This window comes from Nonomuraea sp. NPDC049419, assembly GCF_040676995.1.
In the GTDB taxonomy this organism is placed as follows: Bacteria; Actinomycetota; Actinomycetes; order Streptosporangiales; family Streptosporangiaceae; genus Nonomuraea; species Nonomuraea salmonea.
Genome location: NZ_JBFAQB010000035.1, coordinates 19,254 through 32,733, shown reverse-complemented (window position 1 = coordinate 32,733; position 13,480 = coordinate 19,254). Strand labels below are relative to the sequence as shown.

Here is a 13,480-nt window from a genome sequence, read left to right as displayed (position 1 = left end):
CACTGAAAATCGGGTCATTTCGTACGGGGTGGGTTTGCTTGTGGCCGCCGTTCGAGGAAGATCGAAGATGCCCGCGGCGTCGGCACGGGAGGGACGGCATGGGCCGACGGCAGAAGCCACTCGACGGCTCCACCGAAGCCGAGCGCTTCGCCCTGCGCTTACGCGAGCTGCGGGCCGGGCGAGGGTTCACCATCCGGCGGCTGGCCGACAAGGCCGGCTACGCGCCCAGCACCCTGTCCAAGGCGGAGTCGGGAGATCAGCTGCCGTCGTGGGAGGTGACGGAGGCGTTCGTCCAGGCGTGCGGGGAGGATCCGGCCGGCTGGCGATCCGACTGGCTGGCCGCCAACGCCGCTCCTCTGAAGGACAGCGAACCCACCGCCCCCGCGGATGAGCCCGTGCCCCGGCCGCCCGCGCGCCGACGGCGGCTCTACGCCCTGATCGGCGGGGGGCTGGTCGTCGCCGTGCTCCTCGGCGTCCTGGTCCGGGTGCTGATCCCCGGCGAGCAGCCGGTCTCCTCCGCGGCTCCCCCGCCCGAAAGGACGGGGGAGTGGCGCGAGCTGACGGAGGTGCTGCCTCCTGACCCCGACGACCCCCGCGACGGCATGGACCCGATCCGTACCGGCTGCGGCTCCCCGGACGTCGCCGCGACGGTGATCACCCTGGACGACGTGCCGGTGCGGCTGCCGCAGGGCACCGAATTCGGCCGCCTGCGCCTGCGACACCAGCCGTCGTGCCGGGCGAGCTGGGGCCAGGTGCTGGGCCCGCACGGCTCCGGCCGGGTGGTGCACATCGCCGTCTACCGCACCGCCGACCAGGTGTACGCGCCCAGCTCCTTCAGCGGCCAGGAGTCCGCCAGCTACGGCAACATGCTCATGACCACCCAGGGCTGCGTCTACGCCGAGGCGTACGTACGCACCCCGCAGGGCGACGGCCCCGTCGCCCGTACCCGCTGCGCGTAGGACGTCAGCAGGGGCCGTGCCGGTGGCGGTCGCCCACCCGGATGCCGCGGGACCCCGGCACCATGTCGGTGTAGGCGTCGTCGTAGCCGCCCGGCACCCGGTACGTGCTGACGTAGGAGTCGTAACAGGTCTGCACGTAGAACCAAGTCTCCGGGGTGCTCCTGGTGATCCGCGCCCACGAGGCGTCGCACGCGCGGCTGTAGCGGCGCTCCAGCTGCCCGTACCGGGTGGTGAGGCGGTAGGTGGTGCGGCCGTCGTGGTGGCAGCCCTGCGCGATCGGGTCCAGCCCGGCGCACCGCTCGCCGCGGCAGGTCGGCTTCGACTCCTTGGCGGCCGAGCCGATGCTCCGCTCGCGCTCGGCCGAGCCGGTGTCCCGCTTGCGGCCGGGGTCGTGCTGCGCGTACGCCGCCGACGCGGTCAGGAGCAGGCCGGCGGCCAGCGTGACGGCCGTGAGGGCTCGGTACATGCTCTTCCTCCTTCGAGGTGTGGGGGACGTGACCTTGAGGTTTCCCTGTCCGCCCGCCACGAGGAAGGCCGCCCGAACAACCGTGAACAATCGAACATCCGCCGAGAACGGGGGGAGCGGGCGTCCATGTCGTCGCGGCGCAGCTCGCGAAGCGACGGGTGCCTTCCTGGCGGGTGCGGGTGACGCCGGCGTCCCGCAGTGCCCACGATCAGGGGTCAAGCCCCAAGCCGACGGCGGTCAACGTATGGCTCGCGTGGCGTCCTCGTCCGCCGGAACGCTGACCACGTCGCCGTCCCGGACGACGCGGTGGCACAGATTCCGGTCCCCGGACCGTCCACCGGTCGCCGCTACTGCCGGCCGCCCGCTCCTGCGGCCTCCTTGGATTCGACAGAGCCGATCTCGAGCGCCGCGACCGCGTGCTGCCAGGCCGGGTCGGCCGGGTAGAGCTGCGAACGCAGATACGCCCAGACCATGGCGCGGAGCACGGCGACCCGCGCCGGGTTCTCGTCGGAGGTCTCCGCCGCGTCATAGCCGGAAATGCCGCCGAGGATGTGCTCCGCGCCGTGCATCAGCAGCAACGTCTTGGGGCCGGGGGCCAACGTGTACGCGTCCCAGCGGTAGCTGAGCCGGTCGGAGAACATCGGGTTGAGGTCCCTGTCCCCCGCGACCACCAGCGCCGGCGCGGTCATCGTGCTGAAATCGGTGTACTTGTTGACCGGGTAACGGTCGAGCATCTCCTGGTTGGTGTGCTCGTCGGCGACACCGGGCGCGGCGAGGATGACACCGGCCTTGACCCGGGCGTCGGGAAGATGCACGCGGCTGCCGTCCGTCGGGTCGGCGGTCCGCATACCGAGCAGCATCGCGGCGGTGTGCCCGCCCATCGAAAACCCGACGACCGCCACCCGCCTTCGGTCAAGGCGAGCACGCCCAGAAGAACCGCGGCCGGCCACGAACGTCGACCGTCCCAGGCCGGGAACGGCGGCCTCGATCTCGTCGAGGTGATCGAGGATGAAGCTCATGTCCTGAGCCCGGGTCTTCCAGAACAGTGGTGCCTCGGGGTGGTCGGTCTCGCGCAGCCCCAACACGGTGGAGTCGAGGTGGGTGGGCTGGATGACCACGAAACCGTGCGCGGCCCAGAAGTCGACGAGCGGGCCGCAGCCACGCAGCGACGACAGGAAGTTCGAGGCGCCGTGACCGTGCGACATCAGAATGATCGGCAGGTTCCCGCCGACCGCGGGAACGCTGACCTTGATCTCCAACGGCACCGGGCGGCCCGGCACCTCGAACGCGATCGGGCCGAAGGTGAGGACCTGGTTCGGCTCGCTGACCGGGATGTTGCCCGCGTCGGCGTACGAGGTCGGGGTGACCATCCCGTGCCCGTTCGGGCCCGTGGGGCTCGCCTGCGAGGGCTCGGCGACGGCGGCGCCCGCCGCGATCGCAGCGGTGCCGATCAAAGCCGCCCGCCGGGTGAACGCCCCGTTCCCTGGTTTCGAACATTCCTCAGCGCATGGCGCTGTGTCAGACATGAACGATCTCCCTAACAACTACGGACAGGCCAACTGAACGCACTGGCCACACAGGCGGTCGTAACGGCGAGGTGCCCGGCACAGACCAGGGCCCCGTGGCCAGGCCGATCGCTGTAGCCCCGCTGATGAGGGCGACAGGCATCAGCTGCTCCTTCTTTGAGTTCGTGATCGAGCGATGCTGCGCTCGTCGTGGGTCGGCTTGTATGGCGGGCCCGAGGCGGACTTCCGATCAGGGCTGCTGTCCGCCACCGGCTCACGGTCAGAACGTGACAACGGCCTTGAAACGCACCTCGCCGGCCGCGGCTCGCTGGTAGGCGTCGTTGACGCGCTCCAGGGGGAACAGCTCGACCATCGGCTTGACCTGGCCGCGCGCCACGATGTCGAGGGCTTCGGCGAGGTACTCCAGGCCGTTGTGGGCCGAGCCGATGACCTGGTAACTGTGCGTGGTCAGCGGAAGCGCCGGCAGGATCATCTCGTCCTCGGCCAGGCCCATCAGCACGAGCTTGCCCCAGGGCCGCAGGCCGGTCATCGCGTCGACGGCGGCGGCGTGCGAGCTGCTGGTGTGCAGCAGCACGTCGGCGCCGCCGATCTCCTTGAGCGCGGCACCGTCAGTGACGACGTCGTCGGCGCCGAGTTCCCGGGCGAGCGCGTGCTTGCCGGGACGGGTCACCGCGATGACGTGGTAACCCGCGGCCTTGGCGAACTGGATCGCGAAGTGGCCGATGCCGCCGACCCCGACGACGGCGACGCGGGCTCCTGGCCTGGCGTCGGCGCGGCGGATGCCGGCCCAGGTCGTGTAGCCGGCGCACACGGTGGGCGCGGCGTCCTCGTAGGAGATCCCGTCCGGGAGCAGGACCGTCCCTCCGACGTCGGCGACCGCGTACTCGGCCAGGGCACCGTCGACGTTGACGCCGGTCAGCGTCGGGCTCGCGCAGTTCCCGGCGGTGACGAAACTGTTGGGGTGCTCCTCGCGGCAGAAGCCGCAGGCGCCGCAGCGCTTCTGCATCATCGGCAGCCCGACACGGTCGCCGACCTTGCGCTCGGTCACGCCCGCGCCCAGCGCCACCACTTCGCCGACGCCCTCGTGCCCCATCAGCAGCGGGAACTCCCGGAACGACAGGACCCCGTGGGCCATCCACAGGTCGGTGCCGCAGATCCCGCACGCATGGACACGCACCAGCACCTCACCCGGCCCCGGCTCCGGCACGGCCTGCTCCCGCACCTCCCAAGCGGCCTTCACATCGGGGACGATGACGGCCTTCATCTGCTTCGTCATTGGCGAGATCCCTTCTCTTTCGCGCAGCGGCGGGCCGGATGGTCACGGCCCACCCACTGGGCTTCTACGGCGGTGGGCCCCTTCTGGGGCACGCGTTCATGCTCGCCGCCCCCACACCGCAGGCGCATCGGCGAAGATCACCTAGAACATCACCTAGGAACGTCGCCTACATTTCCCAGAACTACGGGCGCACCGTCGCGTCGTGACCGGCGCCTACGCCAGGCGCATGTCCCTGAGCTGGCGGCGCGAGGTGATGTCGAGTTTGCGGAAGATGTTGCGCAGGTGAGCGTCGATGGTGCGCGAGCTGAGGAAGAGCTGTCCGGCGACCTCCTTGGAGGTCGCGCCCGAGGCCACCAGCCTGGCAATGCGCAACTCCTGGGCGGTGAGCGCGTCGAAGGGCCGGGCGGACCGCTTGTGGACAGGCTCGCCCATCGCACGCAGCTCACCGGCGGCACGGGACGCGAAGCCGTCCGCGCCCATGTCGCAGAGCAGCGTGTGGGCGGTGCTGAGCTGTTCGCGCGCGTCCTGGCGGCGGCGCTCGCGGCGCAGCCACTCGCCGTAAACGAGATGAGCGCGGGCGAGGTGGGACACCGTCCGGCCGCCGGCAAGCCGCTCGATCGCCTCACGGTACAGCTCCTCCGCCGCTGGGCCGGTGCTGATCAGCGCTCGTGATCGCGCCGCCAGCCCGAGCGCCCACGGGGCATCGGTGGCGCGTGCCTGAGCGTCGAGCCGTTCCAGCGCCGCGGCCGCACGCGCGGGCCGACCGGCGCGGACCGCGGCTTCCACCACCTCCGGCAAGGCCGCGCCGGCGTGCACCATCTCACCGGACTTCCGGACGCGTTCCGCGGCGGTGAGGGCGGCGTCGTAACGGCCCAGCCCGTTGCTCAGCACGGCCAGCGCGTAGTCGGCGATCGTGAGCGCGGTGCCCTCGCCGCGCCGGGTGGCGTCCTCCACGCTCATGCGGTGCAGCCTGGCGGCCACGTCCCGGTGCCCGCTCCAGGCAGCGAGCAGCAGCCTGCCGTGGGGGATGGGCGCGGCGCCGGTCGCCCGGGCGATCGCGTCGCTCTCATCGACCAGGTCGGCCACGCGGGCAAGCCCGCCGGTGTGGGTCAGCACCGCCGCGGAGAGGTTGAGCGCGAACGGAAGCGCCGTCAAGGCGCCGGTTTCCCGGGCGAGCCTCACGTAGCGGTCGGCGAGGGCATGGATCGCGGTGTCGTCCCACAGCGCCATCGCCGCGTGGCTGGCCAGCCACCCCCACCGCAGGTCGCCGTCTTCGGCGGATCGCACCGGCGCCGCGAAGGACTCCACCGCCCGGCGCAGCTGGGGCACGCTGTCGGCGTAACCCTGCAGAAAATGGGTCACCAGGCCGTCGAGCAGCAGGTCCAGAGGTCTCGGCGGTGTGGGCGGCGGGGGTGCGGTCCTGGCGGCCTCAGCCACTTCGACGACTCCGTGGCCCTCGGCGAGGGGACCGGCGAGCATTGCCGCCTCGAGCGCGTACAGGTAGCTCTCCCGGGATTGCGCGGCGTCGAGCGGGCCGAGCAGCTTGGCCGCGTCCAGCAGCATCCCGGGCACGTCGTTGCCGCGGGTCGTGTGGAAGGCGATCTGTGCCCGCAGGAGCGCCGCCCGGGCGTGGCGGAGCGGGTCGAGTGGCCCCCTCGTGGCGGTGGCGAGCAGGTTCAGGGCAGCGTCGGACGCGCCCGCCCAGTGCTTGGCGCGGGCGGCGTCCAGCGTGCGGCGAGCTCGGCCGCCGGGCTCGGAGGTCAGCTGCGCCGACCGTTCCAGGAACGCGGCCGCCGCCGCGTGCCCGCCTCGCGCCCGTGCCCGGTCGGCGGACAGCTGCAGCTCCGCCGCGATCGCGTCGTCGGTGCTGAGCACCGACCGCGACCGGTGCCAGGCGCGGCGGTCGGGGTCGGCCTGCGCGTCGGTTACGGCGGCGATCGCGCCGTGCGCCCGGCGGCGGTCGGCCGGCGCGGCCGCCCGGTAGGCTGCCGAACGCGCCAGCGGGTGCGTGAACCGCACCCGGGAATCGATCGCCAGCAGCCCCGCGGCCTGTGCCGGCTCGGCGTCCTGCGGTCCAAGCCCGAGGTGGCCGGCGGCACGCAGCACCAGTGCGGCGTCGCCGGCCGGTTCGGCCGCCGCCACCACCAGGAACAGCCGGGTCGCCGTCGGCAGGGTGGCGGTACGACGCCGGAAGCTTTCCTCGATCCCGTCCGGGACGCTCAGGGCGGCCGGCAGGCCGAACCCGCCGGCGAGTTCCGTGGGCCCGGCGTACCGGCCCAGCTCCAGCAGCGCCAGCGGATTCCCCCGGGCCTCGGCGAGGATGCCGTCGCGTACGTCGTCGTCGAGCGGCTCGTGGATCACCGCGGTCAGCAGGGCCCGGGCGTCGTCGTCGGCCAAGCCCTTGAGGCATAGCTCGGGCAGGCCGGCGAGCAGCCGCCCGGCGTCATCGCCGGGTGCGGGGTCGCGCAGTCCGAACATGAGCGCCAGCGGCTCGGCGTGCAGTCGCCGCGCCACGAACGCCAGCGTCCGCAGGGAGATCGTGTCGAGCCACTGGGCGTCGTCCACCAGGCACAGCAGCGGTCGTTGCCCCGAAGCCTCAGCCAGGAGGCTGAGCGTGGCCAGCCCCACGAGGAACGGGTCGGGCCGGTCGCCGGTGCGGCGTCCCAGCGCCACCCCGAGGGCGATCTGCTGCGGCTCGGGCAGCGTATCGAGGCGGTCGAGGAGCGGGGCACACAGCTGGTGCAGTCCCGCGAACGCGAACTCGATCTCCGCCTCGGCTCCCGTCGCGTGCAGCGTCCTGAATCCGGAGGCGGCCTCGCGGGCGTGGGCCAGCAAAGCCGTCTTGCCGATGCCGGCCTCGCCGCGCACGACCAGGACGCCGCCGCGGGCCTTCCGCGCCTCCGCGACCAGCCGCTCAACTGCCTCGCGCTCAGTCCGCCGACCTCTCACCCCAGGCAGCGTAATGCGTCAGGACACGCCGTCATACGTAGCGGCGACCCGTGGCCGTACCCGCACATAAGCGATCACCACCGATGCGGGCGTGGCGCGGGCCGGAGGAAAGTGATGACCGCTGGGCGGCCTCGCCCGGCGCCCCCAGAGGAAGGAGCCGGTGCCATGGCCACGATCGTTCAGCCCGCCACCCCGCTGATCACCCACGGGCCCGGCTCGCCGTCCCCGAGTTCGGCCGCCCGGGTGACCGCCTCATGTGGATCGGCGGCCGGGAAGTGTGCGGATCTTCTGAGGAGACGCTGACGAACGTCGGCCCGACGGCCGGATCCTCACCCAGATCGCCGACATGGGGGTTATTCCGGCAGCAGGTGTGACACGAGGGTGCGTGCCCATTCGGGGGAAAGGGTTTGGTCGGTGAAGACGGCCCGATAGTAGAGGGGGGCAAGCAGGGCCTCCACGGCGCGTTCGACGGTCGGAACCTGGTTGCCCCGCGTCTGTTCCCGTTCAATGATGGCTTCGAGCTGTCGCTGGCGCTCCATGCGGCACACGCTGGCGCCTTCCCCGCCCGTGCCGACGATGGCGCGTACCAGCGCGAGAGTGTCCGGGTCGCTGAGGTCCTTGGCGAGGTCGTAGGCATAGCGTTCCAGGTCCTCGCGGAGGCTTCCGGTGTCGGGGACCACGAGATCGCCGGAGAAGCGGCTGGTCGCGACGTCGGCGAGCAGTTCGGCGACGGAGCCCCAGCGGCGATAGACGGTTGTTGCGTGCACGCCCGCGCGCGCGGCGATGACCGGGATCGTCAGCGCATCGCCGGCCTCGTCGGTGAGTAGGTCCTTGACCGCCTGGTGCACGGCCGCCCGGACCCGGGCTGAGCGGCCTCCGGGCCGACTGTCCGTGCGCGGCGGGGAGCTCTGAGCTGGCATGCCGCCATTATCGCATCGATCGCTGCTTTTGGTTCGCAGTAATCACTGCTTTTGTGGTACGTTCGCGACTGCTAACGCAACGATCACTGCGAGGTTGCCGTGTCTGTTGAAACTTCCGGTGCCGCGTCCGCCGGCACCACACCGACCGTCGTCGGTCCGCACCGCCGGCCGTGGAGGGGGGCCTTCTCTTCAGTGGCCGCCATCCTGGTGCTCTTTTTGGCCGCTTCCAGCGCACCGTCGCCGATCTACGTGATCTACCAGCAGCAGTGGCGGTTCACGGCCTGGGTACTGACCGTGGTCTTCGCTCTCTACGTGTTCGGACTGCTGGCCTCGTTGCTCGTCGTGGGAGCGCTGTCGGATCATCTCGGCCGCCGGCCGGTGCTCGCCGCGGCGATCGGGCTGGAGGCGGTCGCGCTGGTGTTGTTCCTGATCGCGGGGGACGTGTTGGTGCTGTCGGCGGCCCGGGTGCTGCAGGGCGTCGCCACCGGGGCGGCGACGACCGCGCTGAGCGCCACTCTGGTCGATCTCGAACCGCGACAGGCTCGCGTCCGGGCGGGCGTGGTCACCTCGGTGGCGCCTTTGACCGGGCTGGCTCTGGGCGCTGTCGGCAGTGGTGTGCTGGTGGAGTTCGGTCCGGCGCCGACCCGGCTGGTCTACGTGCTGCTGCTCGCAGGCATGGTGCTGGCGGCGGTCATCGTCGCCCTCCTGCCGGAGACGTCGCTGCGCCGGCCGGGAGCGCTGGCCTCCCTTCGCCCGCGGGTGGCGATGCCCGCACACCTGCGCGCGGACATCGTCCCGCTGGTGCCGGCGATGATCGCAACCTGGGCACTGGCCGGCATGTACCTCTCCCTCGGCCCGTCGGTCGCTGCGGAGTTGCTGGGGCTGCGCAGCCATCTCATCGGCGGTGTCGTCGTGACGTTGCTGGCGGGCACCGGAGCGTTCGCGGTGGCCCTGCTCCGCTCCCGCCCGGCGTCCTCGCTGCTGGCCCCCGCCGCTGCGATGCTCGGGGTCGGCACTTTGATCTCGCTCGCCGGGGTGGCGGGCAATCTCGCCTGGCTCGCCGCGGCCGGCACTGTTGTCGCGGGCATCGGTTTCGGCGCGTCGGTGCTCGCCACGTTCGGCACCTTCGCCAGGATCGCCAGGCCGCACGAGCGCGGCGCGGTCTTCGCCCTGGCGAACGTCATCAACTATCTGGGCAACAGCGTGCCCGCCGTGCTCGGCGGCATCGCCGTCACCGCCCTGGGATTGAAGTCGGCCACCGTGATCTACGCGCTGGCGATCGCGCTGATCACCTTCTCCGCCTTCGTCCTGCGTCTGAACCAGCTACGGGTCCAGTGCCGCATGGCCACGGTCCCCTGCGACTGAGGCCCCAACGAAGACATCCCGACACGTTTCGAAGTGAGGAAGGACGAATCATGACAACTACGCGCAGGATCAGGCGGAACCTGGAGGTCCGGAGGCCCGGCGGCACGACGATCCGCTACACGGCCAGCGGCCCGGAGCACGGACCGACTCTGGCTCTCATCCACGGCTGGGCGTGCGACCGCCGTGACTTCGACGCGGTGACCGGCCATCTGCCCGACGGCCTCCGCGTGCTGGCGATCGACCTCGCCGAGCACGGCGAGTCGCGGTCGGCGAGGGAGGTCTGGACGATCGAGGAGTTCGCCCGTGACGTCGGCGCGGTGCTGGAGGCCGAGTCGGTGGACAAGGTGGTCGTGGCCGGGCATTCCCTCGGCGGGGCGGTCGCCGTCGAGGTGGGTCGGCTGCTGCCCGACAGGGTCTCGCACGTGGTCGCCCTCGACGCCTTGCACTATCTGTCCCTGTTCCCGGCGATGAGGGAGGAACAGGCCGAGGCGATACTGCGCGTGTTCAGGGAGGATTTCGCCGCGGGGGTACGGGGCCTGGTGGAGGGAGGCTCGCCGGCCGGGACCGACCCGGCTCTCAAAGACGCCTACTTCGAGAAGATGGCAGCCGTGCGTCAGCCCGCCGGACTGCGTTCCATCGAAGGCCTGGTGCGCTGGGACATGGACGCGGCGCTGCGTGAGACGAGGCAGCCGATCACCGTGTTCGCGATCCGCGACCTCATCACGCAGGAGGCGATCGACCGCTACGGCGACCGGCTCGACATCGTGCTCGTCGATCTGGGCAGCCACCATTTCCCCGTGGAGTCGCCGGAGGACACGGCGAAGCTCCTGGCCGGCCTCGCTCCTTGAGCAGGCCCGCGGGCAGGCCGGCGGGCCTCGTTCCGGTAGCGCTGTACCGATAGCGGCGTGATCCACGAACAGGCCGTTCCCATCTGCCCTGGAACCGTATGGCGGGTCCGGCCCTTCGAGCGCAGCGGGCCGCCGGCGGCCAGCAGGCGTCGGCAGACGTCACCTACTCGCCTACGTAAGAAGGCGACACGGTCCACTCGCGAACTGCACGATCCGAAGCGACGTGGTCCGTGTAGCTTTGTCCTTGATCACAGAACTGGCGGGCAAGCCCGCGGCCAGTCGATGCCCTCGGGGGAGAGCCGGTGATGATTCGAGGTCGGCAGGCCGAGTACGTGGCCGTTCAGCGGCTGCTTACGCGGGCGCGCGGCGGGGACAGCGGCGCGCTCGTCGTGCGCGGCGAGGCAGGCATTGGCAAGACCGAGTTGCTGAGACACGCCCGCGCCACCGCGTCGGGCTTCCGGGTGGTGAACGCGGCCGGCGTGGAGTCCGAGATCGGTTTCGCGTTCGCCGGGCTGCACCAGCTCTGCGCGCCGCTGATGGATCGCCTCGCCGCCCTGCCCGAACCCCAGCAGGCCGCCCTGACCGTGGCGTTCGGGCAGCGTCCCGGCGAGGCGCCGGACCCGTTCCTGGTCGCGGTGGCCACGCTCGGCCTGCTGGCCGAGGCCGCGGAGGACGAGCCGCTGCTGTGCCTGGTGGACGACGCGCACTGGCTGGACCTGGTCTCCGCGCAGGTTTTTGCCTTCGTGGCACGCCGGGTGCATGCCGAGCGTCTGGCGCTGGTGTTCGGGCTGCGCGACCAGGGGCCCGCCTTCGAGGCCGCCAAGGTCTTCGCGAGCCTGGCCGAGTTACGCCTGGACGGGCTCACAGACGCCGACGCGCGGGCCCTGCTGGGCTTGGCGGTCCACGCCCCGCTTGATGAGAGGGTGCGCGAGCGGATCCTCGCCGAAGCGCGGGGCAACCCGCTGGCCCTGCTGGAGCTGTCCCGGAACGCCGCGCCGGCGGAGTTGTCGGGCGGGTTCGCCATGCCGGAGGCGCGGAGCGTGCCCGGCCGGATCGAGGAGAGCTTCCAGCGCAGGGCAGCCGGCCTTCCCTCGCCCGCACAGGCGATGATGCTGATCGCGGCCGCCGATCCGGTCGGCGACGCGGCGCTGCTGTGGCGGGCGGCCGAGCACCTCGGCATCGATGCCGATGCGATCGCGCCGGCCGAAGCGGCGGGGCTGCTCGAAGTCGGCGCCACGGTGCGCTTCTCTCATCCGCTGGTGCGTTCGGCCGTCTACCGGGCCGCCGAGCCGGCCGAGCGCCGCCGCGCACACCGCGCGCTGGCCGAGGCCACAGACGAGCAGGCCGATCCCGACCGCCGGGCCTGGCATCGGGCGCGGGCCGTCCTGGGCACCGACGAGACGGTCGCGCTGGAGCTGGAGCGCTCGGCCGGGCGGGCCAGAGCCCGGGGTGGTCTGGGCGCCGCGGCGGCGTTCCTGGAACGGGCGGCCGCCCTCACTCCCGACCCCGCCAATCGGGCCTACCGGGCTTTGTCCGCCGCGCAGGCCAAGCACGAGGCGGGCGCGGCGGACGCCGCCTTCGAGCTGCTGACCATCGCGGTGGCCGGTCCGCTGGACGGTCTGCATCGGGCCCGTGCCGAGCGGCTGCGCGCCCAGATCGAGTTCGCCCGGACGCGAAGCAGCGACGTGCCGGGGATGCTGCTCGACGCCGCCAAGACGCTCGCCCCGCTCGACCCCGCCCAGTCCAGGGACACCTACCTCCAGGCCCTCGAAGCGGCCATCCACGCAGGGCCGCTCGGGCACGGCCGCGGCGTGGTGGAGGTCGCCGAGGCGGCGCGCGACGCTCCTGCGCCGGCCGGGCCGCCGACTCCGGCCGATCTCCTGCTCGACGGGCTGGTGACCAGGTTCACCCGTGGGTACGAGGCGAGCGTGCCGGGCCTGCGGCGGGCACTGCAGGCGTACCACGACCACCTGGGCGCCGACGACGCCAGCCGGCGGGGGCTGTGGGCGGCCTGCCGAGCCGCGTACATGCTGTGGGACGACGAGACCCTCTACGGGCTGACCACCCGCTTCATCCGGCTCGCCCGCGATGCCGGGGCGCTGTCCACGCTCGCCACAGCGCTCAACTTCCACTCGACCGTCCTGGTGCAGATCGGCGACCTGGCCCAGGCCGCCGGCCTGGTCGCCGACGTGGCCGCGATCTCGCAGTCGACCGGAGCCCCGCCGCTGCCGCACGACATCGTCCTCCGCGCGTACGCCGGCCGGCGGGCCGAAGCCGTGGAGCTGTTCCACGACATGGTCCAGGAGGCGACCCAGCGAGGCGAGGGCACGGTGGTTACTCTCGCCAACTCCTCCATGTCCGTTCTGTACAACGGGTTGAGCGACTACCGCGCCGCACTCCGGGCCGCCTCGGTGACGTGCGACGCCGACGAGCTGACGCACAGCAGCGCCGCCCTGCCGGAGCTGGTCGAAGCCGCCGTCCGCGCCGGCGAGCCGTCGCGCGCCGCCGCCGCGCTGGAACGGCTCAGCTCCCGTGCCCGTGCCAGCGGCACCCCGCTGGCGCTCGGGGTGGAGGCACGCTCACGCGCGCTGACCACCGCCGGGCCCGCCGCCGAGGACCTGTACCGCGAGGCGATCGGTCATCTGTCCAGATGCCGGTACACGACCTTTCTCGGCCGCGCCCACCTGCTCTACGGCGAGTGGCTGCGCCGTGAGGGCCGGCGCCAGGACGCCCGGGACCAGCTCCGCACCGCCTATGAGATGTTGTCCGACATGGGCATGGAGGCTTTCGCCGGCCGCGCCGCCCGCGAGCTGCGGGCCGTCGGCGAGCAGCCACGCAAGCGGGTGACGCAGCCGGCCGATGCCCTGACGCCCCAGGAACTGCGCATCGCGCGGCTCGTGGTCGCCGGGGCGACGTCCAGGGAGGCCGCGGCGCAGCTTTTCCTGAGCCCGCGCACCATCGACGCCCACCTGCGCAACATCTTCGGCAAGCTGGGTATCGCCTCCCGTCGCGAGCTCAGGTCCGTGCGCCTCGCGTAGCGGAACACGCCTACTCGGCGGCCGCCGGCCGGTGACCACTTCGTAGCTCTCATGGAGAGCGTGAAGAGCGTCGTCCTCCACGGAGCGGGCGTCGCGCCGTGCGGCGTCGTGGATGGGCTGTTCGCGGCGCCCC

Annotated in this window: 9 protein-coding genes; 4 read left to right on the top strand and 5 right to left on the bottom strand. The window is 72.1% G+C overall.

Annotated features, from left to right (window positions below):
* Nucleotides 1-98 precede the first annotated feature (98 nt).
* Nucleotides 99-959, top strand: a complete 861-nt coding sequence (locus AB0K12_RS46965; protein WP_364575603.1) for a helix-turn-helix transcriptional regulator — start codon at nt 99-101, stop codon at nt 957-959.
* Nucleotides 960-963: 4 nt separating this feature from the next.
* On the opposite strand, the gene AB0K12_RS46960 is transcribed toward AB0K12_RS46965, so the two are convergent.
* From AB0K12_RS46960 to AB0K12_RS46940, 5 genes are all read right to left on the bottom strand, one after another.
* Nucleotides 964-1,425 carry a DUF2690 domain-containing protein gene (locus AB0K12_RS46960; protein WP_364575601.1) on the bottom strand — a complete coding sequence of 154 codons (462 nt, stop codon included), beginning with the start codon at nt 1,423-1,425 and terminating at the stop codon, nt 964-966.
* Between the two features lie 347 nt (nt 1,426-1,772).
* On the bottom strand, nt 1,773-2,879 hold the full coding sequence (locus tag AB0K12_RS46955) for a chlorophyllase (RefSeq protein ID WP_364575599.1): 1,107 nt from the start codon (nt 2,877-2,879) through the stop codon (nt 1,773-1,775).
* A gap of 331 nt (nt 2,880-3,210) precedes the next feature.
* A complete protein-coding gene (locus AB0K12_RS46950) occupies nt 3,211-4,227 on the bottom strand; it encodes an alcohol dehydrogenase catalytic domain-containing protein (protein ID WP_364575597.1) in 1,017 nt (338 codons plus the stop codon).
* 213 nt (nt 4,228-4,440) lie between these two features.
* A complete protein-coding gene (locus tag AB0K12_RS46945; protein ID WP_364575595.1) occupies nt 4,441-7,176 on the bottom strand; it encodes a LuxR family transcriptional regulator in 2,736 nt (911 codons plus the stop codon).
* Between the two features lie 353 nt (nt 7,177-7,529).
* Nucleotides 7,530-8,024 carry a TetR/AcrR family transcriptional regulator C-terminal ligand-binding domain-containing protein gene (locus AB0K12_RS46940; protein WP_364575593.1) on the bottom strand — a complete coding sequence of 165 codons (495 nt, stop codon included), beginning with the start codon at nt 8,022-8,024 and terminating at the stop codon, nt 7,530-7,532.
* A gap of 171 nt (nt 8,025-8,195) precedes the next feature.
* Here AB0K12_RS46940 and AB0K12_RS46935 point away from each other — a divergent pair, with 171 nt between their 5' ends.
* The 3 genes from AB0K12_RS46935 (at nt 8,196) to AB0K12_RS46925 (ending at nt 13,347) form a co-directional block, all read left to right on the top strand.
* Nucleotides 8,196-9,461 (top strand): MFS transporter, encoded by a 1,266-nt coding sequence (locus tag AB0K12_RS46935; protein ID WP_364575590.1) that lies wholly within the window; start codon nt 8,196-8,198, stop codon nt 9,459-9,461.
* Nucleotides 9,462-9,511: 50 nt separating this feature from the next.
* Nucleotides 9,512-10,309 (top strand): alpha/beta fold hydrolase, encoded by a 798-nt coding sequence (locus AB0K12_RS46930; RefSeq protein ID WP_364575588.1) that lies wholly within the window; start codon nt 9,512-9,514, stop codon nt 10,307-10,309.
* 305 nt (nt 10,310-10,614) lie between these two features.
* Nucleotides 10,615-13,347 carry an AAA family ATPase gene (locus AB0K12_RS46925; RefSeq protein ID WP_364575634.1) on the top strand — a complete coding sequence of 911 codons (2,733 nt, stop codon included), beginning with the start codon at nt 10,615-10,617 and terminating at the stop codon, nt 13,345-13,347.
* The last annotated feature ends 133 nt before the right edge of the window (nt 13,348-13,480 follow it).

Coding starts and splice junctions, on each gene's coding strand:
- AB0K12_RS46930 (WP_364575588.1), top strand. CDS start 9,512: ATGACAACTACGCGCAGGATCAGGCGGAACCTGGAGGTCCGGAGGCCC.
- AB0K12_RS46925 (WP_364575634.1), top strand. CDS start 10,615: ATGATTCGAGGTCGGCAGGCCGAGTACGTGGCCGTTCAGCGGCTGCTT.
- AB0K12_RS46960 (WP_364575601.1), bottom strand. CDS start 1,425: ATGTACCGAGCCCTCACGGCCGTCACGCTGGCCGCCGGCCTGCTCCTG.
- AB0K12_RS46950 (WP_364575597.1), bottom strand. CDS start 4,227: ATGACGAAGCAGATGAAGGCCGTCATCGTCCCCGATGTGAAGGCCGCT.
- AB0K12_RS46965 (WP_364575603.1), top strand. CDS start 99: ATGGGCCGACGGCAGAAGCCACTCGACGGCTCCACCGAAGCCGAGCGC.